The sequence below is a fragment of the Nocardioides proteolyticus genome (assembly GCF_051280635.3).
GTDB lineage: Bacteria > Actinomycetota > Actinomycetes > Propionibacteriales > Nocardioidaceae > Nocardioides.
Genome location: NZ_JBNBPO030000009.1, coordinates 39,447 through 63,285, shown reverse-complemented (window position 1 = coordinate 63,285; position 23,839 = coordinate 39,447). Strand labels below are relative to the sequence as shown.

The following is a 23,839-nucleotide window of genomic DNA, read 5'->3' as shown; positions in this document are numbered from 1 at the left end:
CTCGGCCCCCTATTGTCGGCGTCGTGACCTCCTCGGCCAGATCCACGTTCTCCGGCGTACTCGCCGAGCGGCTGCAGCACGACCCGGGGCAGCCGCTGGTCACCTTCTACGACCACGGCACCGGCGAGCGGGTCGAGCTCTCGGTGACGACCTATGCGAACTGGGTGGCCAAGGCCTCGTCCCTGCTCGTGGACGAGCTGGACCTCGAGCGCGGCGACCGGATCCGGGTCGACCTGCCGCCGCACTGGCTCGGCACGGTGTTCCTCGGTGCCGCCTGGACGGCCGGGCTGGTGGTGACCGACGGCGACGACGTGCAGGCGGTGGTCTGCGGGCCGGCGTCGCTGCCGACGTGGGCGGCCCGCGCCGCCGACGTCGTGGTGCTCGCCTGCTCCCTGCTGCCCCTCGGCGTCCGGTTCGCGGAGCCGCTGCCCTCCGGGGTGCACGACGTGGGCGTGGAGATCTGGTCCCAGCCCGACGCCTTCACGCCGTGGGACCCGCCCGGGCCCGACGACCCGGCCCTCGCCTCGGCGGCCGGCGAGGTGTCGCAGCGTGAGCTCTGGGCGGCAGCGGCCGCCGGGACCCTGGTCACCGGCGGCCGCCTGCTGTCGGTGGCCGACCCCGTCGCCGAGCCGGCCACCTTCGCCGAGCCGCTCGCGCAGGGCGGCTCGCTCGTCCTGGTCGCTCGGGCCGAGCGGGACCAGCTCGAGGCGACGTACGTCGCCGAGCGTGCCACCGCTCGCTTCCCCGCCTGAGCGACCAGGACGAGACGGCTGGGGTGCGCTACACCATCAGGTCGTAGTGCTTGTAGGAGAGCGTGTTGAGCTGGATCCGTCCCTTCCAGCCGCTCGTGGTCCCCGGCAGGATGTAGAGCCGGCCGGTCTCGCGCGAGCGAGCCACGAAGTCGGGCTGGCGGTTGCGGCCGAGCCGGCCGACCCCGACGAGCATGTCGTAGCCTCCGGCCGACACCTCGAGCGTCCGGCCGCTCGTCCAGCCGCCCGGACCGTTGCCGTAGTAGAGCCGCACGGTGGAGCCCGAGCGGATGATGCTGTCGAGTGCGCCGTCCCCGTCGACCAGTCCGGCCGGAACGTGCGACGACCCGCTCACGGCGCTGTACGCGCCGTAGCTGTGCGCCAGGTTGTGGTCCTTGACGCCGAGGCCGGAGCCGCCCTTGCCGGGGTAGACCCGCATCCGGCCGCCGATCGGCTGGGCCATCAGGTCGGGGTAGCCGTCGCCGGTGACGTCCCCCGGCGAGGTCAGCAGGCCGACCTTCGCGAGCAGGTTCGTCAGCATCACCGGCTCCTGGAAGCGGTTGCTCCCCTTGCCTCGGTAGAGGAAGAGCGCGCCGTCGCTGCGGCGGCGGGCGATGAAGTCGTTGTACCCGTCGCGGTCCCAGTCTCCGGCCTTGTAGATCCGCTGGGCCCAGGTGGCGTTGACGCCGGTGTCGAACTTGCCCTTGATCTTCCAGCCCCGGCTCGTCAGCTCGAGGGCGAAGGTGAAGATGCGCCCGTCGCTGGCCCGGCGGACGAGGAGGTCGTTGGTCTCGCCACCGGCGTAGTGCTGCTCCAGCTCGCGCCCCGAGAAGCTGCGCTGTCCTGCGTCGGCGAGCTCGCGGATCCGGTAGAGCTTGTCGTAGAGGTAGCGGCCGGGGCAGGCGGTGGAGCCGGCGTCGCGGTGCCCGCTGATCGCCGGGAAGGTGCGGTCTCCGATCCGGACGGACTTGTCGCCGGCGTCGACACCGTGCAGCGCGAGCTTCCAGGCGAACAGCGCGCCGTAGGCCCGGATCATCGCCGAGGACGGGCGGGCCGTGTCGAAGTTCCCGACGGCCGACATCGCGAACGAGTACTGGTTGTAGCCGGAGGTGTGCGCGCCCACCACCGGTCGGTCGACACCGCCCGCGCGACCCTCCCACACCCGACCGAACCGGTCGACGAGGAAGTTGTAGCCGATGTCGCTCCACCCGCGCGAGCGCGTGTGGTAGCTGTAGATCCCCCGGATGATGCCGGGGACCTGCGACGAGGTGTAGTCGTTGGCGTTGACGGTGTGGTGGACGTAGCCGCCGTGCACCTCGTAGTAGCTCAGCGACCGCTTGTCGCGGAGCGACTCGTTGGCGCCCCACTGGGAGCGGGAGTAGATCTTCGGCTTGGGGGTGAAGGCCCCGGCCTGCAGTGACAGGTCGTCGCCCTCGGTGGGGGTGTCGCCATCGGTGGGGGTGTCGCCGTCGCTCGGCTCGCCGCTGCCGTCGGTCGCCCCCTGTCGGGGAGCGAGGCGGCCGGTGTCGATCGCGGGCGCCTGCTTCGCCGTGGCCGACTCCTTGCCCGGGTCGATCACCGCGAGCCTCATGTCGGCGGGCGCGCCCTTCTCGGTGTCGACCTTGACCTGCACGGCCTCGACGTCGCCGACGAGGACGGCGTCGGTCCCCGGCCGGGCCCGCTTGCCCTCCGCGGTGCTCGGGTCCGGTCCGTGCTCGTCGTGGTACTCCGCGTGCGTCCAGCCGGTCCACTTCCCGTCGACGCGGGTGCGCACGTTGACCTCGATGCCGTCGTGGTCGACGTGGGCGTCGCGCGACCAGGTGACCCCGACCGTGCCGTAGCCGTCGACCGGCAGCGCCTCGCTGAGGACGGACCGGCCACCGCCGTTCGCCGCCTTCGCGGTGGCCCGCAGGTTCACCCGGGCACGCACCCCGGCCGGCGGGGTGAGCGGGTACTCCTCGACCTCGGTCTCCACCGGCTTGGTGGGGACGCGCGAGGGGAACTCCGCCGAGCGCAGGCTGACGTCACCGGGCGCGACGTCGGCGGGCTCCGCCGGACGGACGTCCATGGTGACGGTCCGAGCGGCGGGGGTCAGGACGGCGACCACGACGGCCAGGGCGAGCAGCTGCTGGCACAGGGTGACGAACCGGCTGCGGCGGCCGCGCCCTGCGGTCTCCGGGGTGTACGACGACATGGTGGTGTGCTCCAGACGTGTGCGGGGAAGTAGTCACACGAGTAGCAACTTTCACATGCGTCACACCGCCTGGGAAGGCTTCGTGAGTAACTACAAGAGTGTAATTTCCACTCGACACGCCGGACGCGCGCCCCCGATTTCCATCGGCGGCCCGGTCGTCCCCCTGAGTGGCCGGCGCTCAGATGTCGGCGCCGAGCTCCTCGTCGGTCTCGTTCTCGTCCTCGTCGTCGGCCGCGTCGTAGTGCAGGTAGCGGATCGCCTCGTCGGGGTCCCCGTCGAAGCCCAGCCGCCCCTGCTCCAGCACGAGCACCCGGTCGCACATCTTCTTCACCGACGGCGCCGAGTGGCTCACGTAGAACAGCGTCCGGCCGCTGCGCCGGATCTCCTTCATCTTGCGCAGGCACTTGCGCTTGAACGGCTTGTCCCCCACGGCCAGGACCTCGTCGGCCAGGAAGATGTCGGAGTCGACGTGGATGGCCACCGCGAACCCGAGCCGCGCCTTCTGCCCCGAGGAGAAGTGACCCACCGGCGCCTCGAGGGTGCGGCCCAGGTCGGCGAACTCGACGATGTCGTCGTACTTGCGCTTGAGCTCCTGCTCGCCCATGCCGAGGATCGCCGCGTTGAGCACCAGGTTCTCCCGGCCGCTCAGCTGCGGGTGGAACCCCGCCCCGGTGGCGATCAGGCCCGCGATCCGGCCGCGGGTGAGCAGCGTGCCGTCGTCGGGCCGCATCACGCCGTTGATCATCTTGAGCAGCGTGCTCTTGCCCGAGCCGTTGAGCCCCATGAGGCCGATCGACTCGCCCTGCTCGACGGTGAACGAGACGTCGTCGATGGCGCGGAACTTCTCACTGGTCTGGTGGCCGCGCGCCTTCGCCACCGTGACCTCCTTGAAGGTCCGGTGGTAGCGGAGGGTGAACTCCTTGGTGACGTTGCGGACGACGATCGACTCGGCCATCTCAGAGGCGCTCCGGGATCTTGTTCTCGAGCCGGCTGAACACCAGCTGGGAGACGCCCAGCAGCACCAGGCCGGCGGCGAGCGCCAGCAGCCCGTTGGTCAGCAGGTGCTCGGGCATCACGATCTTGTCCCGCTCGGCGTCGCTGACCGTCCCGACCCAGAAGGCCCGCTGGAACAGGAGCACGGCGTCGGCGAGCGGGTTGAGCAGGTAGTACTCCGCGAACCGACCGAACCTCTCCTCGACCATCGCGAAGGGGTACATCATCGGCACGCCGAACCGCACGAAGTTGGTCAGCACGTTGACGGCGTTGCCGAAGTCGCGGAAGAACACGTTGGCGGCGCTGAACAGCAGCGCGCCGGACAGGCCGATCGCGGCGATGATCAGCAGCGCGAGCACGAGCGCGGCCATCCCGACCGGGTCGGGCGTCCAGCCGTAGAGCAGGCAGGCGATCAGCAGGATGATCACCTGCGGCACCACGTGGTAGAGCGAGACGAGCATGGTCGCCACCGGGAACATCTCCCGGGGCATGGCCATCTTCACCACCAGCGCCTTGTTGCGCATGATCGACCGGGTGCCGGCGTTGAACGTCTCGTTGAAGAAGTGGACCAGGATCAGTGCCGCGAACAGGTGCAGCGGGAAGTTCGGCACGTCCTTGTGGAGCTGGAACAGGAACCCGATCACGAACCAGTAGATGAAGAACTGGGTCAGCGGGTTGATGTAGGACCACATCAGCCCCAGGAACGAGCCCTGGTAGCGGGCGCTGATCTCGCGGCGGACGAGCAGCTTGAGGAGGTAGCGCCGCTGGAAGACCGCCAGGAGCCCGTTGTCCGCCGACGGGGGCTTGAGCGGTGCCTCCACCCGGTGCGGCGTGATCTGGTCAGTCATCGCGGCTCGCCCCGCGCCCCTCCAGCCGGCTGTCGTCCAGCCACGGCTCGAAGGTCTGCTCCCAGGCGGCCGGCGAGGTGATCTCCGGCAGCGCGGCCCGGTACTGCGCGGCCAGCTGCGACCACTCGCGTCGATAGCGGGCGTGGATCTCGAGCGTGCGCTTCATCAGGTCCTTGAACTTCTCCTGGTCGCGCACGTAGAGCGCCGCGCTCGCGCCGTCGTTCATCGACACGATCGCGGAGTCGAAGCCGGCGATCCGGTACCACTTGGCGTCCATCGCCCGGATCTCCGCCTCCGGGAACTCCCGCGACAGCGGGCGCGGCTTCCTCAGCTGGCGGATCGGGGCCAGGCCGGCGGTGACCAGCTGCGAGAGCCGGCTCGGCACCTCGGTGATGTCCTTGCCCTTGCGGGGAGGCTTCTCGCGACGTACCGGCGGGAAGGCGTCGGGGTCCGCCTCGAGCTGGGCGTCGGTGAACTGCTTGCGCAGCGCGTTGACCTCGGCGAGCCGGGTCGGGAGCATCGCGTGCAGCGCCTCGGGCCCCGCCAGGACGTCCTCCAGCGCCTGCAGCCGCAGCTCCGCGGTGGAGTACTGCATGGAGACCAGGTGGGCGATCTGGTGGTTGAGGCTCTCCCGGATCATCCGGCCGCCGCGCGGGTAGGCCGAGTGCAGCAGCGCCGCGACGAACCGGTTGCGCAGGTGGAAGTAGGCCTGCCAGTCGACGGCGTCGTTCTTGTCCGACCACGGCACGTGCCACACAGCGGCGCCGGGGAAGGTCACGGTCGGGTAGCCCGCAGCCTTGGCGCGCAGGCCGTACTCGGAGTCGTCCCACTTGATGAAGAGCGGGAGGGACAGCCCCACATCGGCGATCACCTGCCGGGGGATCAGGCACATGAACCAGCCGTTGAAGTCCACGTCGACCCGCTTGTGCAGCCAGCGCGCCGAGCGCAGGTTGCGCGCGCCGAAGTCCCAGTCGTTGTAGGAGTCCAGCGGCGACATCCACCAGAACCGCCACGGGTGCACGATCTCGCCGTAGCTGTGCAGCCGGCTCTTGGCGAAGAGGCTGAACATGTGGCCACCGACGATCGTCGGCCGCTTGGCGAGGTCGCCGAAGGTGACCGCGCGGATGATCCCCTCGGGCTCGCAGACGACGTCGTCGTCCATCATCATCGCGTAGGTCGCGGTGCCCTTGCGCAGCGACTCGAGCTGGCCGCGTGCGTAGCCGCCGGAGCCACCGAGGTTGCCCTGCTCGATCACGCGCAGCCTGCCCTGCAGGCCCGCCTCCGCCGAGGGGAAGTGCTCGCTCCCGGTGACCTTCTGGGTGCCCTGCTCCATCACGAAGACGGTGTCGAGGTAGGGCAGCAGCTCCGGAGTCCCCAGCTGGCCGAGCAGCTCGGCGCAGAAGTCGGGGCGGTTCATCGTGGTGATCGCGAGGTCGACCGTGCCGTGCGTCGCGCGGTCCGCGGGGACCTCGGCGGTCCACTCCGCCGACTCGACGGTCACGTCGCCGTGGCCGGCGAGCACGTCGTACCAGTACCAGCCGCCGTCGACGAAGGGGGTGAGGCTGAGCTCGAAGGTCAGCGTGGTCGGGCCCTCGGCGGTGGTGACCGCGCTGTCGACCTTCTGCTGGCGGCCGTTGGCCATGGACTTGTTGACGACCACGGTGGCGCCGGCACCGCGGACGGTGACGCTCAGCGTGACCGCCGAGACCACGGTCCAGCGCCGCCAGTAGCTGGCCGGGAACCCGTTGAAGTAGGTGCCGAACGACAGCTTCTCGCCCGAGGGGATCCGCACCGCCGTCCGGCTGAGCACCTGGTCGGGCTTGACCGACTTGCCGGTGGTGACCTTCTGGCGGATGGCCGCGTTGTTGAGCTCCTTGGCGGCCCGGGAGCCGCCCACGACGTACTTGTCCTCGTCGAGCGTCGCCTCCTCCGGGTCGAGGTAGAGCGGCAGCACGTCGAGGTCGTCGTCGAGCGGCAGGATCTGCCGCTGCAGCAACCGGGTGGTCGTGCCGGTCATGCGTCCACTCCCCCGCTCTTGAGCTCGGCGCCGTCGGCGAAGTAGGGCCGCAGCCGGTTGTCGTACATCGACAGCGCCGAGGCGATGGCCATGTGCATGTCGAGGTACTTGTAGGTGCCGAGCCGGCCACCGAAGAGCACCATCGGCTCCTTCTCGGCGAGGTCGCGGTACTTCAGCAGCTTCGCGCGGTCCTCGGCGGTGTTGATCGGGTAGTACGGCTCGTCGTCCGCCTCGGCGAAGCGGGAGTACTCGTGCACGATCACCGTCTTGCCCTTGATGTGGGTGCGCTCGGGGTGGAAGTGCTTGAACTCGTGGATCCGGGTGTACGGCACGTCGCGGTCGTTGTAGTTCATCACCGCGCAGCCCTGGAAGTCGTCGACCTGCTTGACCTCGGCCTCGAGGTCGACGGTCCGCCAGGAGAGCCGGCCCTCGGAGTTGCCGAAGTACTCGTCCACCGGGCCGGTGTAGACGATCGGGACCTTGCCGCGGAACCGGTCGGCGAAGCCGTCGGCGGCGAGGAAGTCGGTGTCGAGGACCACCTCGATGTTGGGGTGGTCGGCCATCCGCTCCAGCCACGCGGTGTAGCCGTCGACGGGGAGGCCCTCGTACTTGTCGTTGAAGTAGCGGTTGTCGAAGCTGTAGCGGACCGGCAGCCGGGTGATGATGTCCGCGCTCAGCTCGGTCGGGTCGGTCTGCCACTGCTTGGCGGTGTAGCCCTTGACGAAGGCCTCGTAGAGCGGGCGGCCGATCAGGCTGATCGCCTTCTCCTCGAGGTTGGTCGCCTCGTCGGTGGCGATCTCGCTCGCCTGCTCGGCGATGAGCGCGCGGGCCTCGTCGGGGGTGAAGTACCGGCCGAAGAACTGGCTGATCAGGCCCAGGTTCATCGGGAACGAGTAGACCTGGCCCTGGTAATTGGCGTAGACCCGGTGCTGGTAGCCGGTGAACGAGGTGAACCGGTTGACGTACTCCCAGACCCGCTCGTTGCTGGTGTGGAACAGGTGCGCGCCGTACTTGTGGACCTCGATGCCGGTCTCGGGCTCGCGCTCGCTGTAGGCGTTGCCGCCGATGTGGGAGCGCCGCTCGACCACCAGCACCCGCAGGCCGAGGTCGGCTGCGCAGCGCTCGGCGATGGTCAGGCCGAACAGGCCGGAGCCGACGACGACCAGATCCGGCTGGCCGGGGTTCGGAGCTGCACTGGCTGGACTGGGCACAGTCGGTCAGTCTACGGATCGGGACGGGAGCCGCCGCATCCGACGCGCGTCCCGCAGGGCTCGGGTGACGTTGCCCACCTCGCCTCGCCCGCCTCGCAGCGGGCTCGCCAGCACCACCGCGAGGGCGATCAGCCAGGGCTTGAGCCGGACGAGCGGGTTCTCGCCGTAGCGGAAGTGCACCGCGAACAGGTTGCGGTACATGTAGTAGCCCTTCCACCCCGCGAGGTCGTGCTGCTGGTCGAAGTCCAGCTGACGCACCAGCACCGCGTCGCGCACCGCGCGGATGGAGTAGCCGGCCCGCCGGGCCCGTAGGGCGAAGTCGACGTCGTCGTAGAAGATGAAGTACGACGGGTCGGGCAGCCCGATCCGCTCGACGACCTCCCGGCGCACGAGGAAGCCCTCGAACGCGACGTTCTCCACCTCCACGGTCGCCGGCATCGCGGAGCGGCTGGCATAGGTGGAGTCGATGCTGGCCGTCTTGGGGCGGATCGCGAGCGGGTTGCGCAGGTCGAACCGGACCGCCGCCTTCTCGACCAGCCGGCCCGCGGTGTCCTCGCGGACCGCGATCAGGCACGGACCGCCGACCGCGAGCAGCCGGGTCAGGCAGTCCGGCGCCGGCACCACGTCGTCGTCCATCAGCCACATCACGTCGTGGCCCTGCTCGTAGGCGGTCCGGACCCCGAGGTGGAAGCCGCCCGCGCCGCCGCGGTTCTCGCTCGACACGATCGGCACCAGGCGCGGCAGCAGGCCGGCCTCGACCGCCTCGGCCAGCACGTCCGGCGTGTGGTCGCTGCTGGCGTTGTCGACGACGTACACGGCGTCCGGCACGCGGTCGAGCGCCGCCAGGCCGGCGAGCATCCGCTCGAGCAGCTCGGCGCGGTTGTAGGTGACGACAACCACCGCGACGCTCTCGGCGGTCACCCGAGGAACCTCCGGTGCCCGGTGAAGTCGCCGCGCAGACCGGCGGCGGCGGCGCGGGCGCTGAGACCGATCCGCCCCGGCTTCCGGCGGGTGAAGAGGTAGAACCATACGGTCTTGAGCCAGAACAGCAGGACGTGCGCCCAGCCGCGGTAGGCACGCAGGTTGAGGGTGTTGTTGCGGGCCATGCAGTAGTGCTTCAGGTCGCTGGGGGTGTGGTTGTACGTCGTCCGGCCGAACATCATCGGCGTGCCCAAGTCGTCGGCCGCCGGGTGCAGGAAGTGGGCGTCGACGACCGTGGCGATCCGGGCGCCCGCGCGCTCGGCACGCCAGAGATACTCCACGTCGTCGCCCCAGATGAAGAACTCCTCGCGCGGCAGCCCGATCCGCTCGACCAGGTCGCGGGTGACGAGCACGCCGTTGAACGGGATCACCACCCCCTCGATCAGCCCGTCGCGTGCCGCGGCCTCGACCTCCGCCATCGCGTGGACGACCCTGGTGCCGCCGGGGAGGCGGATCGGGAAGCACAGCCGGGACGGGTCGTGCTCGGCGAGCACGGCGGGACCGCAGAACTCGAGGCCGTCGCGCTCGACGCGGTCCAGCAGCAGCGGCAGGCAGTCGTCGGCCGGCAGGCCGTCGTCGTCCATCAGCCAGACCAGGTCGGCCCCGTCGCGGACGGCCCGGTCGAGGCCGTGGTGGAAGCCGCCGGCACCGCCGGTGTTGGTGGGGAGCGTCTCGTGGACGACCGGCGCGACGGGGTGCGGGGAGCCGGGCTCGGCGGCAGCGCCGGTCGAGAGACGGGCCAACCACGCCCCCGTGCCGTCGGTGGACGCGTTGTCGACGACCAGCACCCGGTGCAGCCCGGGTGTCGCGCGCAGCCGCGGGACCAGGCGCTGCAGGAGGGACAACCGGTTGTAGGTCACCACCACCGCCGTCACGCGCACGGCCGCCACCCTACTGACCGGCGGCATGGGCCAGACTTCGGTGGCGCCCCGGTGACCGGGCCGGGGCCGGGCACTCGAGACCAGACGGGCGGACGGACGTGGACGAGAAGGACTACCTGGCACACGACGGGCTGGCACTGGCGGGCCTGGTCGCCTCCGGCGAGACGACCCCCGGCGAGCTGCTGGCCGCCGCGCGGCAGCGGGCGGAGGCGGTGAACCCCCGGGTCAACGCGATCTGCACCTGGCTGGACGACCACGCCGACCGGCGGGTGGAGCAGGAGCTGACGGGACCGTTCGCCGGTGTCCCGTTCCTGCTCAAGGACCTGCACCAGCACCTCGCCGGCGAGCCGACCTCGGACGGCTCCCGGGCCCTCGCCGGGCACCGGGCGGAGCGGACGAGCAACGTGGTGCAGCGCTGGCTCGACGCCGGACTGGTGATCTTCGGCAAGACGAACACGCCCGAGTTCGGCTCCAAGGGCGTCACCGAGCCGGCGCTCTTCGGGCCCGCTCGCAATCCCTGGAACCTCGACCGGACGCCCGGCGGCTCCTCCGGCGGGGCGGCTGCGGCGGTGGCCGCCGGCATCGTGCCGGCCGCCGCGGCGAGCGACGGCGGCGGCTCGATCCGGATCCCCGCGGCCTGCACCGGGCTGGTCGGCCTGAAGCCCGGCCGCGGCCTGGTGCCCTTCGGCCCGCACGAGAGCGAGCCGCTCAACGGCCTGGCCACCCAGGGCGTCGTGTCGCGCACGGTGCGGGACACCGCGGCCATGCTGGACGCGCTCGTCGGCGGCGACGAGATGAGCCCCTACGCGCCCGCGTTGCCGGACGGGCCGCTGCTCGACTCCCTCGACGACGCCCCGCGCACGCTGCGGATCGGCTACACCACCAGCTGCGCGCTGCGCGAGCAGCCGCACCCGGAGGCGGTTCGCGCGGTGGAGCGGGCCGCGGAGCTGCTGACCGCCCTCGGCCACCACGTGGAGGAGGTCGACCCGCCCCACGACGACCGCCAGCTCGGGCGGGACTTCCTGACGATCTGGTTCGTCCACCAGGCGATCGAGGTCGAGCGGATCAAGCGCGAGGTCGGGGCCGACGACAGCCAGTTCGAGCTGGACACCCGGATGATGGCCGCGCTGGGCCGCAGCTTCTCCGCGGTGGACCTCCAGGCCGCCGACGAGCGCCGGCGCGACTACATCGCTGCGCTCGCCGGCTTCCACGCCGGCCACGACCTGCTGCTGACGCCGACGCTGGGCGAGCCGCCGATCGAGATCGGGTCGCTGGACATGCCCGCGCCGCTGCAGCTGGTGGCCTCCGGGCTGCTGCGCGCCCGGTCCGCCGGGCTGCTGCGTCGTACCGGCATCGTGGAGCAGATCGTGGAGCAGAACCTGGCCTGGGTGCCCTACACGCAGCTGGCCAACATCACCGGGCGGCCGGCGATCAGCCTCCCGCTGCACGTCACCGGCGACGGGCTGCCGATGGGCGTGCAGCTGGTCGGGCCGCTGCTGAGCGAGGGACTGCTGCTGCGCCTCGCCCGGCAGCTCGAGCTCGCCGCGCCGTGGGCCCACCACCTGCCGCCGGCCGCGGTGGGAGGGCCGGCCCAGCGGTAGCCCACCCCTGGGCGGCACGGAGATCAGGCACGAGGAGGCGACGTGGCGTACTGGCGGCGGACCGGCGACCGGACCTACCGGCCGACCGAGCACGTGGGCGGTGCCTGGGACACCTCGACCCAGCACATCGCCACGCTGCTCGGCGTGCTCGCCCACGCCGTCGAGCGCGACCGGGACGGCCGGCGCGACGACCGGCTGCCGCTGACCCGGCTCTCCTTCGACATCCTCGGCACCGTCCCGCTCGAGGAGGTGACCGTCGACGTGCGCGTCGAGCGCCCGGGGCGCACCATCGAGCTGGTCCGGGCCAGCGCCAGCCACGGCGGCCGTGACGTCGTCGTGCTGCGCGCCTGGCTGGTCGCTCCCCACGACACCGCGGACCTCGCCGGCACGGACCTCCCGCCGATCCCCGGTCCGGCCGAGCTGGAGCCCTGGGACATGTCGAGCCTCTGGCCGGGCGGCTTCGTCGCGTCCCTCGACGTACGACGCCGGGAGCTGGGGCCGGGACGCGCGGCCGGCTGGGTGCGCACCGGGCACGAGCTGGTCGAGGGCGAGGCCGTCAGCCGGTTCGCGGCGGCCGTCGCCCTGCTCGACCTCGCCAACGGGATGGCCGTCCGCGCCGACCCGACCCGGGTCGCCTTCCCCAACCTCGACCTGACGGCCCACTTCCTCCGCGAGCCCGCTCCGGGCTGGCTGGGCTTCGACATCACGGTGTCCTTCGGCGGCCACGGCCACGGCGTCACGAGCACCGTCGTCCACGACGAGCGGGGCCCCGTCGCCACCGTCAGCCAGGCCCTCACCGTGCGTCCGTAGGTTGGAGGCATGCGTATCGCCGTCGTCGGAGGCCACGGGCAGGTGGCCCGCCTGCTGCACCCGCTGCTGGTCCGGGCCGGTCACCGGCCGGTCGCGCTCGTGCGCCGGGAGGAGCACCGGGCGGCGCTGGAGGAGGCCGGTGCGGAGGTGCGACTGCTGGACATCGAGCAGTCCGACGCCGCGGCGTTCGCGGACGCGTTCGAGGGCTGCGACGCGGTGGTGTTCGCCGCCGGTGGCGGCCCCGACGGCAACGTCGAGCGCAAGCGCACCGTCGACCTGGAGGGCTCACTGAAGTCGATCGAGGGAGCCGAGCGGCGCGGCATCAGCAGGTTCGTGCAAGTCTCGGCGATCGACGTCGACACGCCGGTGCCTCCCGGCACCAGCGAGGTGTGGGCCGCCTACGTCGCCGCCAAGCGCGACGCCGACGCCGCGCTCCGGGCCAGCACCCTGACCTGGACGATCATCCGGCCCGGCCGCCTCACCGACGACCCACCGACGGGGCTGGTCACGCTCTCGCCCGACGCTCCGCGCGGCGACGTCACCCGCGCCGACGTGGCGGCGGTGGTCGCAGAGGTCGTCGGCCGCGACGACACCGCCGGTTACCAGTGGAACCTCGTCGCCGGCGACACGCCGGTCGCCGCGGCCGTCGACGCCGCCGTCACGCCGTGACGACGATCCGCCGCTGGCCGCAGCCGCACACCTGGTAGACGACCAGCCCTTCGCTGGTCGGGTGCACGGAGTCGGTCTGCCAGAGGTGCTGGTGGTCGGTCACCCCGTCAGCGTGCTGTAATGGCTTGATGCAACTCAACCCTTACGGGGAGTACGCCGTCGTCCTGGCGGCCGACCTCGCGAACCGGCGGCCGGAGAGCGCGGAGGAGCTCCTCGACCGGTGCGCGGGCGCAGGCGTGACGTTCGAGGCCGGCACCGGAGCACCCGACCTCACCGAGGTGCTGACCTACCTCGACGCGTGGTGCGAGGTCGTCGACGCGACCACCGACGCCGACCGGGCGGCGCTGCTCAACCGGCTGCTCGCGGAGGCCACCGCCCACCCGCGGCTGACCAACCACGTCGGCGACGGATGGCACCTGCACTACCGCGAGGAGGACATCGGCTACGCGCACAAGCTGCGTGCGCTGCTGAGCGCCGGCACCGCGCTGCACCTCGTCGGCCGGGGCATGCACCGGCTGGGCCGGTGCGCGGCGGCCGACTGCGCCAACGCCTACGCCGACGTCTCCCGCAACGGCCGGCAGCGGTACTGCTCCCCGGCGTGCGGCAACCGCGACGCCGTACGGCGCCACCGGGCGCGCGCGTCGTAGCCCGCTGCGGCTCCGTCATGGGGGTCAGCGAGCAGCGCTGACTTCGCCGCGGTCGGCGTTGAGCTCGGACTGGACGAGCGCGCAGCCCGGGAGACTGTCGCGAGCGTTGCGGCGGCCGCGGACCGCTGGCTCGACGAGATCGACGGCCCGCCGTTCGACGAGGGGCGCGCGTCAAGCTCGAACGCGTGATCTTGAACCGGCCCGATCATGCCGAACTGCGGGCGGATGACCGGAACCCATGCACCTGACGAAATCGTCCTCCGACCGGCGGGATCACGACAGAATCGTCAGGTACGAGCAGCCGACGTTGTCGCGCGGAACTTCCGCGATCCGCGCGGTCGCGCCGATGAGGGCGGTTCGCCTGGCCCCCACGACCTGACGGAATCGTTCTGCAACCAGCCGAATCACGACAAATTCGTCAGGTGCGAGCAGCCGACCATGCCGCCATCCGTGCGTAGCGTCAGACCATGCCGCCCTCGGAGCGTCCTTCGCCGCCGACGACGCGGCCGCGTCGGAATCCACGACGCGAAAAACCAGCAAGAGCCGCGCCGGCCGAGGCCGGAGCGGCTCTCGCCGTAAGAGGGCTGACCCTGGCACACCGGCCAGGTCGCAACCTGCGAGGAGTCTCCGCTCGTTCTGCGAAGGCCCCCGAGTGGAGCTGCGGGGAATCGAACCCCGGTCCTCGAGCGTCGAGCCAGGTCTTCTCCGGGTGCAGTCAGTGCCATCGTGTTGCTCGGCCCCGGCGCTCGCACTGACACGTCGCCGACAGGCCCAGCCGGGTTTGAGTCCCGCGTCACCCTCCCGGCGAGAGTGACGCAGCAAGTCTCCTAGTCGACGCCAGGATCAGGGACGGAGACGGATGCCCTGTCTGACGCTTCGATCACCGCTCAGGCGGCGAGAGCGAAGGAACTGCGCTTAGCGTTGGCAGTTATTGGTTTCCAGCGATCGTTTACGAGATGACGCTGGCTTCTCGACCCGCTTCCCCTGGCACAAACGTCCCAAGTCGAAACCGATCAGCCCCTCTTGAGTTGTCAACCGCGGCCCGGACGGTCGGTGTACGACGTCCGCGGCCTCGGCCAGTCTACGGGTCATAACCGACCGGAGGCCCCCGGGTATTCCCGGGAGCCTCCAGCCGGCAGTCGGCGTGACTAGCGAGCCGGTCAGAGACCGAACTGGTCGAGCCACTCCTCGACGCCGGCGATGTCGACGCGCTGGTAGCCGTCGAGGTAGCGGCAGTTGGAGGTGTAGCCGTAGGAGGTCACCCCGACGATCTGCTCGCCGAGGAACAGCGGGCCGCCGGAGTCACCGAAGCAGGTGCCGCCGGTGCCGAACGGGTCCTTCTCGTTGCCGTTGGTCTGGATCACCTGCGGGGTGATCTTCTGGCCGGGCATCTCGACGTAGCGGCGCAGCATCGGGTAGCTCTGCGGCGTGGGCTTGCGCGGCCCCTCCTCCGCCTGGCGGACCTCGGTGCCGTAGCCGACCGCGGTGAAGATGGTGCTCCGCGGGTGCTTGATCTGGTCGGCGGTGCCGACCGGGGCGATCTCGGCGGGTGCGATGTGGGTGATCGGGGCGTCGAGCACGATCACGCCGACGTCGTACCAGTTCTTGAGGTCGGTGAAGTTGCTGTACTTGTCGTGGGTGTAGGCGGTGCCGGAGTAGTAGCCCGCGGCGGCGAGCTCGGCGCTGGTGTAGCCCTGCGACGGGTCGGCCGCGACGGGCAGCGGCGACGGGCCCTGCTCGGCGATGAAGGTGTCGAAGGTGACCGCGGTCTTGCCGAGGGTGCCCTGCGTGCAGTGGGCGGCGGTGAGCAGGACGGTGGGGCTGACCAGGGTGGCCGAGCACCGGTAGCGGCCCGTGGCGTCGTAGAAGGCGATCAGGGCGACGTTGGGGTGGAGCTCCCCGTCCGGCGTGCCGCCTGTGCTGGCGGTCGAGGGTGCGGGGACGAGGCCGATGCCGAGTCCGGTCAGGACGGCGACAGCCAGGGCGAGTAGGCGAACGCGCATGTGTTTCCTCCGAGAGTGGTGAAGGGGAGGCCTCATCTCAGCACCTCCCGGCGCTGCGCGGAAGATCTAGACCAGTCCACCCGATTCGTCGCCGAGGCCGAGCAGCCGGTGGGCGTTGTGCCAGCACACGTCGCGCAGCCAGTCGTCGCCGAGGCCGAGATCGGCGACCCAGTCGAGTTGGTCGCGGTAGCCGAACGGCAGGGTCGGAAAGTCCGAGCCCCACAGCACCCGCCGGCCGAGGTGGGCCAGCCGCGGCACGAGTGCGTCGGGGAACCGGCCGCCGTGGCCGCCCTCGGCGAAGAACCGGGTGAACGCCATCGAGGTGTCCAGGTGCACGCCGTCGTACCGCTCGGCGAGCTCGAGGAACTCCGCGCACTCCGGCGAGCCCATGTGGGCGATCACCAGGCGCAGCCCGGGGAACCGGGCCAGCACCCGGGCGGTCGAGGCCGGACCCGTGTACGGCGTCCCGACCGGCCCGGACCCGGCGTGCACGACCACCGGGGTGCCGGCCTCTGCGAGAACCCCCCACACCGGGTCCAGCAGCGGGTCGTCGAGGTGGAAGGAGCCGACCTGGAGGTGCAGCTTGAGGACCCGTACGCCGTCGGCCACGAGCTCCGGCACGTAGCGGGCCGCCTCCGGCTCCGGGTAGAACGTGGCGGAGCGCAGCACCTCCGGCGCGCCGGCGGCGAAGTCGCGGGACCAGTCGTTGAGGAAGCCGGCGACCCCGGGCTTGTGCGCGTACGGGAGGGTCGGAAACGCGCGGATCCCCGCATCACGGAGGAACGCCAGCCGCTCGGCGGACGAGGCGCGGTAGCGGATCGGCCACTCCCGTCCGATCAGCGGTCCGGCGCTGTCGAACTCGCGCCACACGGCCCGCTCGATGGGCGGCGGGAGGAAGTGGACGTGCAGGTCCACCAGCCCCGGCAGGCCCAGCCGCTCCGCGAAGGCGCGGACGGCCGCGGCGTCCTCGGCCCACGGGTGCGGGTCAGTCACGCATGCCCTTCAGCCGCCGGCCGAGCTCGGTCTGCTTCTCGCGGTCGGCCTCGCGGGCCGCGATCGAGTGCCGCTTGTCCCACGTCTTCTTGCCCTTGGCGAGGCCGAGCTCGATCTTCGCCCGTCCCTTGACGAAGTACAGGGACAGCGGCACCACGGTGTGGCCCTTCTCGCTGACCTTCCGCTCGATCTTGTCGATCTCCTCGCGGTGCAGCAGCAGCTTGCGCTTGCGGCGGGCCGAGTGGTTGGTCCACGTGCCCTGGGCGTACTCCGGGATGTGCACGCCGTGCAGCCACGCCTCGCCGCCGTCGATGTCGACGAACCCGTCGACCAGGCTGGCGCGCCCCTGCCGCAGCGACTTGACCTCGGTGCCCTGGAGCACCAGGCCGGCCTCGAAGGTGTCCTCGATGTGGTAGTCGTGGCGGGCCTTCTTGTTGGACGCGACCAGCTTGCGCTCGACCTGCTCCTTCGCGTCCGACTTCTTGGCCATGGCCCCATTCTCGCAGCAGGGCGCAATCGGGTTCCTACAGGTACGGCGCGGGGTCGACCGGCTCCCCGTTGCGGAGCACCGTGAAGTGCAGGTGGCACCCGGTGGACCAGCCCGTCGCCCCGGAGCGGCCGATCACCTGGCCCCGCTTCACCGTGCCGCCGCGCACGCGGTAGCTGCTGAGGTGGTTGTAGACGAGGGTGATCGCGGCGCCGTTGACCCGGCCGATGGCGAGGTAGAGCCGGTTGCCGTAGACCTCGTCGTAGTAGGTGCTGATCACGGTGCCGGACTCCCCCGCCCACAGCGGCGCGCCGCACCCGGTGCCGAAGTCGATCCCGTTGTGGAGGCCGTAGTAGCCGTAGATGGGGTGCCTGCGGTAGCCGTAGGGGGAGGTGACCGGGCCGGGGCCGGGCTTGGCGAGCAGACCGCCGGTCGCCCCGTTGTAGCCGCCCTTCTGCTTGCGGGACAGCGCGAGGATCTTCGACTTGATCCGGGCCTCCCGCTTCTCCAGCCGTCGCAGCGCGGCGCGGTCGGCCGCCCGCGCCCGGACCACGGCGCGCCGGGTCTTGGCCGTCTGCAGCACGAGCGCCCGGACCGAGCTCCGGCTGATCCGGGCCTTGCGCACCAGGCCGGTCACCGTGTCGACGTTGTCGTCGGCGGCCCGCTTGGCGCCGGCCACCGCGTCGCGGGCGTCCTTGACCTCGGCCTTGTGCTCGGCGAGCGCCTCCTCGGCCGCCACCAGGTCGCCGAGGACCTGGTCGTGGCGGCCGACGATGGTGGTGTAGGCCGAGCTGTTGAACATGGCCTCCTCGATCGAGCCCGACGCCACGAACGACGAGACGAGCGCGAGCCGGGGGTCGCCGGAGGTGCCCTGCCGGATCACCGCGTCGCGCGTGTCGAGACGCTGCACGGCCACGTCGTCACGGGCCTGGGCGAGCCGCTTCTTGGCCAGCACGAGCCGGGCCTCGGCGCGGTCGAGCCGGCGCGCCAGCGCCCGCGCCGTACGACGCGCGTCGCGCAGCTCGCCGCGGACCTTCGCCAGGTCGGCCCTCGCGTCGCGGAGGCTGCCCTGGGCGCGGTCGAGCTTGCGGGAGATGGTCGCCACCCGCCTGCTCGCCTCGCCGATGTCGTCCCTGACGTCGGCGATCTGGCCGCGGACCTTGTCCTGCCGGTCCTCCAGGTCGTCGCGATCGTTGGCCTGCGCGAACGGGACGGCGAGGCCGGCGAGCGCCACCACGACGGCGAGACCGGTCACCAGCCACTGCGGGTGGGCCCACGCGGGCACCCGCTCGAGGGCACGACGGAACAGGGGGGCGCTGGGGAAGGAGCGCACGGATCTGACCTTCGGTGTTCGGGGAAGAGAACGCCTCGACCGTAACGGCCGCCGATCAGACTTTGATGTATTTGCGGGTCAGCAGGAGTGTCGGGATCAACGTCAGCGCCGGGCCGAGCAGCACGATGCCCGGCGGCATGTACCCGATCAGCGCCTCGGTGTAGTCCGACCAGTCGGTCCACGGCAGGAACTTGATGCTCTCCTCGAGACCGCGGTCGACCCCCCAGTACTGGAAGGCGGCCAGCGCGCCTGCGGCCAGCCCGACGCCCACGATCGCGGTCACCAGCGCCTCCAGGAGGAACGGCAGCGCGATGTAGAGCGTCGACGCGCCGACCAGCCGCATGATGCCGATCTCGCGGCGGCGGGCGACGGCGGCGAGGCGGATCGTGTTGGCGACCTGGAGCAGCGCGGCCAACAGCAGGAACGCCGAGCCGATCCACGATCCGATGCGCAGCACCTTCATCACGTTGAAGATCTGGCCGAGCACCTCGCGCTGGTCCTCGATGTGGGCAACGCCGTCGAGGCCCTCGAGGGCGCTGATGATCCCGTCGGCTCGCTCGGGGCTCTTCAGCGTCACCCAGAACGCCGCCGGCCAGTTCTCCCGCGTCACGACCGGGTTGTCGCCCTCGAAGGCCGCCTCGGTGCCGTTGCGCTGCGCCTGGGCGTAGGCGCGCTCGTAGCCCTCCTCCTTGGACTGGAACCGGTAGGACTCGACCTCGTCGTTGGCCTCGATCTCCTCCTCCACCCGCTGCTGCTGCTCTGCGGTGACCTCGCCGCCGGCGCAGTTGGGCGTGTCGGAGGGGTCGTCGTCGACGCACAGGTTGACCAAGATCTTGAGCTGGTTGCCGAGCTCGTCGTTGGCCAGCTCGGCCTCGCGCTGGATCAGGATCCCGGTGCCGGCCAGGGACAGCGAGACGAAGAGGGTGAGGATGACCGCCAGGTGCATCGAGAGGTTGCGCCGCAGGCCGGTGCGGAGCTCGCTGAAGACATAACGCAGCTGCATGGAAGGGAAGCTCTCCTGGGGCTCAGTGCTGGAAGCCGTAGCTGCCGGCCGCCTCGTCGCGGACGACCTTGCCGTGCTCCAGCTCGATCACGCGCTTGCGGAACTGGTCGACGATGCCGTGGTCGTGGGTGGCCATCACCACCGTCGTGCCGGTCTGGTTGATGTCGCCGAGCAGGTTCATGATCCCGACCGACGTCGCCGGGTCCAGGTTGCCGGTCGGCTCGTCGGCGATCAGGATCATCGGCCGGTTGACGAACGCGCGGGCGATCGCCACCCGCTGCTGCTCGCCGCCGGAGAGCTCGTCGGGCATCCGCTCGCGCTTGTCCTTCAGGCCCACCAGCTCGAGGGTCTCCGGGACGACGCGGTTGATCTCCTTGCGCGACTTGCCGATCACCTGCAGGGCGAAGGCGACGTTCTCGGCGACCGACTTGTTGGGCAGCAGCCGGAAGTCCTGGAAGACGGTGCCGACCTGGCGCCGCAGCCGGGGCACCTTCCAGCCGGCCATCCGGTTGATCTCCTTGCCGGCGACGTAGACGCGGCCGGTGGTGGGGCGCAGCTCCCGCAGGACCAGCCGCAGGGCGGTCGACTTGCCGGAGCCCGAGGTGCCGACCAGGTAGACGAACTCCCCCTTGTCGATGTCGAGGGTGACCTGGTCGAGCGCGGGCCTGCCGGGGCCCGGATAGCGCTTGGTGACCTTCTCGAAGCGAATCACCGGAAAGACGGTACGCGACCTCCGGGCGCGGCCGGCACAGGAGCCCGGCGCGGGAGCGTCGACGTGGGCCATCTCACCGGCCGCGGCCGGCCTCTGGCTCCCCCACTAGGGTGACGTCGTGCCGATGGTCCTGCGAGCGCTGCTCCTCTCGGCACTGCTCACCCTCGTGCCGGTCGGCGTCGGCGTGGTGGTCGCCGACGACACCACCCCCGACCGCGAGCCGCCCGCCTACGCGGGGACGCCGCTCACGGACTTCGACAGCCGGGCCGCCGTCGTGCAGCGGGCGCCCTTCTGCGACCGGATCCACCCCGAGGCGGTGCGCGAGGCGCTGGGCGGCGACGGCGAGCTCACCGCCTACGGCAACGGCGAGTCGGCCGAGGCGCTGCCCGGCGGCGGGGACGTCTCCCACGAGTACGGCTGCGTCTACTCCGGAGCCGACGGCGCGGACGCCCGCGCCTGGGTGTTCGCCCCGCCCGTCCCGGCCGAGAAGGCGGCCGCCCTCGCCGCGACCGCTCCGGGCAAGGGCTGCGAGATCCAGCCCGACGCGCCCGCGTACGGCGACCCGTCGGTCGCCCTGGTCTGCCGCACCCGCGACGGCGCCACCGCGTCCTACCGCGGGCTCTTCGGCGACGCCTGGCTCTCCTGCAGCCTGACCCTGCCCGCCGGCTCCGAGAACGCCGGCAACCGGCCCCTGCTCGAGCGCACCGGACGCTGGTGCGTCGCGGTCGCCCGCGCGGCGTCGCCCGGCATCACCTGAGCCGCCCGGCCCGCCGCTGCCGCTAAGGTGCCCGACCTCCCTGCCGATGGGCGGGGACGTGAAGCGACTCTCGGGTGTCGTCGCCGCCGGCGTTTCCGGACTGGCGATCGCGATCAGTGGCCTGGCCCTCCCCGCAGCGGCCGAGGAGACTCCGCCCACCGTGACGGAGGACCCGGCGGTGGCGGACGACCCGGCGCTGCACGTGGCCGAGGACGGCGTCGTCTACGCCGAGGACGTCTGGCACGGCGTCCCGGAGGAGACGGAGACGGCCGGCACCGACGGCACCGAGCTGGACAGGGCGGAGACGCTGGCGTCGTACACGCTGGCGGACACGTTCACCCTGCACAGCCGGCCCGGCGCCTCCCGGACGATCTACCTCGACTTCGACGGCGGCGTCCTGGGCTCGGACAACAGCTGGCTCAAGGACGGCGACACGAAGCTGGCCTACCCGGCGTGGTCGCTGGACTCCAACGCGTCGGCCTTCACCGACTCCGAGCGGACCGGCATCCAGGAGATCTGGGCCCGGATGGCCGAGGACTTCGCGCCCTTCGACGTCGACGTCACCACCGAGGAGCCCGCCGCCGGAGCGCTGTTCCGCAGCTCGAGCGGCGACACCACCTTCGGCTCGCGCGTGGCGTTCACGTCGGGCTCGACGGTGCAGCAGTACGTCTGCTCGTCCGGCTGCGGCGGCATCGCCTGGGTCGGCACCTTCGACGCGATCACCTCCGGCGAGACCCGCAGCCCGGCCTGGGTGTTCCCCTCGTCGCTGAGCAACCGCCCCAAGAACATGGCGGAGGCGGCGTCGCACGAGGTCGGCCACAACCTCGGCCTCTCTCACGACGGCACGACCACCCGGTCCTACTACTCCGGCACCCAGCTCTGGGGCCCGATCATGGGCAGTCCCTACTCCGCCAGCGTGACGCAGTGGTCCCGCGGCGAGTACACCGCTGCGAACAACCACGAGGACGACTTCGCGAGGGCGCAGGCCAACGGCGTCGCGCTGCGCGCCGACGAGGCCGGGAACACGCCGGCCACCGCGGCCCCCCTGTCGGCGCTGCCGACCGGCTCCGGCATCCTGACCAGCAGCCGCGACCAGGACTGGTTCGCGCTCGAGACGTGCAGCGGCACGGTGAGCGCCAAGGCCACGCCGGCAGCCGTCGGACCCAACGTCGACTTGCGCGTGGAGGTGCGGAACGCCTCCGGCGAGGTGCTCGCCGCCCACGCGCCGGCCACGAGTCGCACCGTCTCCGGCCTCACCGGCATGTCGGCCGCGGTCTCCGTGCCGCTCTCCGGCGGTCCCTACTACGTCGGCGTCTCCGGCACCGGCTCGGGCGCCGACGGCGCGGCCGGCTGGGCCGACGGCGGCTACGGCTCCTACGGCAGCACCGGCAGCTACCAGCTGAGCGTCACCGGCTGCGACGGCGGCAGCACCCCGCGCGTCTCGCCCCCGCCGACGACCGAGACGCCGGTCTCCGCACCGGGACGCCCGCGTCGCCCGCGGGTGTGGTCGGGCGGGCTCGGCGGTCGCCTGGAGATCGGCGTCCGCTGGTACCCGCCCAGCAGCACCGGCGGCGCGCCGGTCACCGGCTACCTGCTCGCGTCGTACCGGCTCGGCTACAACGGCCGGGTGATCGACAAGCGCCGGACCGGCGTGCGGTCCGCCGACGAGCGGCGGCTCACCTGGCGGCTGCCCCGCGGACGCTGGGTGGTCAAGGTCAAGGCCCGCAACAGTGCCGGCTGGAGCGCATTGAGCAGCCGGTCGTACGTCGTCCGTCCGCGCTGACCGAGCCGCTGACCGAGTCGCGGCCCCGGCCGCGGCCCCGGCTGATCAGTTCTCGCTGGACTTCTCCGCGCCCCGCCGCCACCGGATGCCGGCCTCGAGGAAGCCGTCGATCTCGCCGTCGAACACCGCCTGCGGGTTGCCGGTCTCGTAGCCGGTGCGCAGGTCCTTGACGATCTGGTAGGGGTTCAGCACGTAGTTGCGCATCTGGTCGCCCCAGCTGGCGGCGACGTCGCCCTTGAGGTCCTTCTTCAGCGCCGCCTCCTCCGCCTTCTTCTTGGCGAGCAGCTTGGCCTTGAGCACGATCATCGCGGCGGCCTTGTTCTGCAGCTGCGACTTCTCGTTCTGGCAGGAGACGACGATGCCCGTCGGGATGTGCGTGAGTCGCACGGCGGAGTCGGTCGTGTTGACCGACTGGCCGCCCGGGCCACCGGAGCGGAACACGTCGGTGCGGATGTCGTTCTCGTCGACCTCGATCTCGTCGGTCTGCTCGAGCTGGGGCACCACCTCGACCGCGGCGAAGGAGGTCTGCCGGCGGCCCTGGTTGTCGAACGGGCTGATCCGGACCAGGCGGTGGGTGCCGGCGTCGACCGACAGGGTCCCGTAGGCGTAGGGCGCGTGGATGGCGAACTCGGCCGACTTGATGCCCGCCTCCTCCGCGTAGGAGACGTCGTAGACCTCGACGGGGTACTTGTTGCGCTCGGCCCAGCGGGTGTACATCCGCATCAGCATCTCGGCGAAGTCGGCAGCGTCGACCCCGCCGGCGCCGGAGCGGATCGTGACGATGGCCTCGCGCTCGTCGTACTCGCCGGAGAGGAGGGTGCGGACCTCCAGGCCCTCCACCGCCTTGCGGATGCGGGCGAGCTCGGACTCCGACTCGGCGAGCGAGTCGGCGTCGCCCTCCTCGGTCGCCAGCTCGACCATCACACCGAGGTCCTCGATGCGCTGCTGCAGCTCGCGGAACCGCTCGACCTGCCCCTGCAGCGAGGAGAGCCGACCGGTCACCCGGGTGGCGTTGGCCTGGTCGTCCCACAGATCGGGAGCGGCCACCTGCTGCTCGAGCTCCCCGATCTCGCGTTCCATCCGCGGCAGGTCGAGGACCTGCTCGATGGTGTGCATCGTCGCAGTCAGCTGCTTGATCTCGGCGTCGTAGTCGGGTCCTGCCACAAG

21 protein-coding genes and 1 other RNA gene are annotated in these 23,839 nt (G+C 71.5%); 7 read left to right on the top strand and 15 right to left on the bottom strand.

The genetic code is table 11. The features are described 5' to 3' along the window. The first annotated feature begins 23 nt into the window (after positions 1–23). Positions 24–752 (top strand): TIGR03089 family protein, encoded by a 729-nt coding sequence (locus ACPOLA_RS07415; protein WP_435769768.1) that lies wholly within the window; start codon positions 24–26, stop codon positions 750–752. A 28-nt stretch (positions 753–780) separates the two neighbouring features. Here ACPOLA_RS07415 and ACPOLA_RS07410 read toward each other — a convergent pair whose 3' ends face one another. The 7 genes from ACPOLA_RS07410 to ACPOLA_RS07380 form a co-directional block, all read right to left on the bottom strand. Beyond that, positions 781–2,943 (bottom strand): N-acetylmuramoyl-L-alanine amidase, encoded by a 2,163-nt coding sequence (locus tag ACPOLA_RS07410; RefSeq protein ID WP_435769767.1) that lies wholly within the window; start codon positions 2,941–2,943, stop codon positions 781–783. 178 nt (positions 2,944–3,121) lie between these two features. Continuing rightward, positions 3,122–3,898: an ABC transporter ATP-binding protein gene (locus tag ACPOLA_RS07405; RefSeq protein WP_435769766.1), complete on the bottom strand. Its 777-nt coding sequence runs from the start codon at positions 3,896–3,898 to the stop codon at positions 3,122–3,124. Between the two features lies 1 nt (position 3,899). After that, positions 3,900–4,784: an ABC transporter permease gene (locus ACPOLA_RS07400; protein ID WP_435769765.1), complete on the bottom strand. Its 885-nt coding sequence runs from the start codon at positions 4,782–4,784 to the stop codon at positions 3,900–3,902. Next, on the bottom strand, positions 4,777–6,801 hold the full coding sequence (locus tag ACPOLA_RS07395) for a glycosyltransferase (protein ID WP_435769764.1): 2,025 nt from the start codon (positions 6,799–6,801) through the stop codon (positions 4,777–4,779). The genes ACPOLA_RS07400 and ACPOLA_RS07395 overlap by 8 nt, the downstream gene beginning before the upstream one ends. Then, a complete protein-coding gene (gene glf, locus ACPOLA_RS07390; RefSeq protein WP_435769763.1) occupies positions 6,798–8,012 on the bottom strand; it encodes a UDP-galactopyranose mutase in 1,215 nt (404 codons plus the stop codon). Before glf ends, ACPOLA_RS07395 begins: the two co-directional genes overlap by 4 nt. Before the next feature lie 6 nt (positions 8,013–8,018). Further along, positions 8,019–8,933, bottom strand: coding sequence for a glycosyltransferase family 2 protein (locus ACPOLA_RS07385; protein ID WP_435769762.1), 915 nt, complete (start codon positions 8,931–8,933; stop codon positions 8,019–8,021). Beyond that, complete coding sequence (locus ACPOLA_RS07380; protein WP_435769761.1) at positions 8,930–9,874, bottom strand: glycosyltransferase family 2 protein; 945 nt, start codon at positions 9,872–9,874, stop codon at positions 8,930–8,932. Before ACPOLA_RS07380 ends, ACPOLA_RS07385 begins: the two co-directional genes overlap by 4 nt. 98 nt (positions 9,875–9,972) lie before the next feature. Between ACPOLA_RS07380 and ACPOLA_RS07375 the strand changes: the two genes are divergently transcribed. The 4 genes from ACPOLA_RS07375 (at position 9,973) to ACPOLA_RS07360 (ending at position 13,601) form a co-directional block, all read left to right on the top strand. Then, positions 9,973–11,475: an amidase gene (locus tag ACPOLA_RS07375; RefSeq protein WP_435769760.1), complete on the top strand. Its 1,503-nt coding sequence runs from the start codon at positions 9,973–9,975 to the stop codon at positions 11,473–11,475. 42 nt (positions 11,476–11,517) lie between these two features. Continuing rightward, positions 11,518–12,285: a thioesterase family protein gene (locus tag ACPOLA_RS07370; RefSeq protein ID WP_435769759.1), complete on the top strand. Its 768-nt coding sequence runs from the start codon at positions 11,518–11,520 to the stop codon at positions 12,283–12,285. A 9-nt stretch (positions 12,286–12,294) separates the two neighbouring features. Beyond that, positions 12,295–12,954 carry an SDR family oxidoreductase gene (locus ACPOLA_RS07365; protein WP_435769758.1) on the top strand — a complete coding sequence of 220 codons (660 nt, stop codon included), beginning with the start codon at positions 12,295–12,297 and terminating at the stop codon, positions 12,952–12,954. Between the two features lie 128 nt (positions 12,955–13,082). Then, entirely contained in the window at positions 13,083–13,601 is a 519-nt protein-coding gene (locus tag ACPOLA_RS07360; protein ID WP_435769757.1) for a CGNR zinc finger domain-containing protein, read from the top strand. Positions 13,602–14,251: 650 nt separating this feature from the next. Here the strand turns inward: ACPOLA_RS07360 and ssrA are convergent. The 7 genes from ssrA to ftsE all read right to left on the bottom strand — a co-directional run bounded on the left by ssrA (position 14,252) and on the right by ftsE (position 20,132). Then, positions 14,252–14,622, bottom strand: a transfer-messenger RNA (tmRNA) gene (gene ssrA / locus ACPOLA_RS07355). 139 nt (positions 14,623–14,761) lie between these two features. Continuing rightward, entirely contained in the window at positions 14,762–15,604 is an 843-nt protein-coding gene (locus ACPOLA_RS07350; RefSeq protein WP_435769756.1) for a S1 family peptidase, read from the bottom strand. A 66-nt stretch (positions 15,605–15,670) separates the two neighbouring features. Beyond that, positions 15,671–16,597, bottom strand: coding sequence for an amidohydrolase family protein (locus ACPOLA_RS07345; RefSeq protein ID WP_435769755.1), 927 nt, complete (start codon positions 16,595–16,597; stop codon positions 15,671–15,673). After that, positions 16,590–17,087 (bottom strand): SsrA-binding protein SmpB, encoded by a 498-nt coding sequence (gene smpB, locus ACPOLA_RS07340; protein ID WP_435769754.1) that lies wholly within the window; start codon positions 17,085–17,087, stop codon positions 16,590–16,592. The genes ACPOLA_RS07345 and smpB overlap by 8 nt, the downstream gene beginning before the upstream one ends. A 34-nt stretch (positions 17,088–17,121) precedes the next feature. After that, positions 17,122–18,417: a peptidoglycan DD-metalloendopeptidase family protein gene (locus ACPOLA_RS07335; protein WP_435769753.1), complete on the bottom strand. Its 1,296-nt coding sequence runs from the start codon at positions 18,415–18,417 to the stop codon at positions 17,122–17,124. A gap of 55 nt (positions 18,418–18,472) precedes the next feature. Continuing rightward, complete coding sequence (gene ftsX / locus ACPOLA_RS07330; RefSeq protein WP_435769752.1) at positions 18,473–19,420, bottom strand: permease-like cell division protein FtsX; 948 nt, start codon at positions 19,418–19,420, stop codon at positions 18,473–18,475. A 22-nt stretch (positions 19,421–19,442) separates the two neighbouring features. After that, positions 19,443–20,132, bottom strand: a complete 690-nt coding sequence (gene ftsE / locus ACPOLA_RS07325) for a cell division ATP-binding protein FtsE (RefSeq protein WP_435769751.1) — start codon at positions 20,130–20,132, stop codon at positions 19,443–19,445. Positions 20,133–20,250: 118 nt separating this feature from the next. Between ftsE and ACPOLA_RS07320 the strand changes: the two genes are divergently transcribed. Both ACPOLA_RS07320 and ACPOLA_RS07315 read left to right on the top strand, forming a co-directional pair. Further along, on the top strand, positions 20,251–20,889 hold the full coding sequence (locus tag ACPOLA_RS07320; protein WP_435769750.1) for a hypothetical protein: 639 nt from the start codon (positions 20,251–20,253) through the stop codon (positions 20,887–20,889). Between the two features lie 58 nt (positions 20,890–20,947). Further along, entirely contained in the window at positions 20,948–22,672 is a 1,725-nt protein-coding gene (locus ACPOLA_RS07315; protein ID WP_435769749.1) for a zinc-dependent metalloprotease family protein, read from the top strand. Between the two features lie 45 nt (positions 22,673–22,717). On the opposite strand, the gene prfB is transcribed toward ACPOLA_RS07315, so the two are convergent. Beyond that, positions 22,718–23,836, bottom strand: coding sequence for a peptide chain release factor 2 (prfB, locus tag ACPOLA_RS07310; RefSeq protein ID WP_435769748.1), 1,119 nt, complete (start codon positions 23,834–23,836; stop codon positions 22,718–22,720). Positions 23,837–23,839 lie beyond the last annotated feature (3 nt).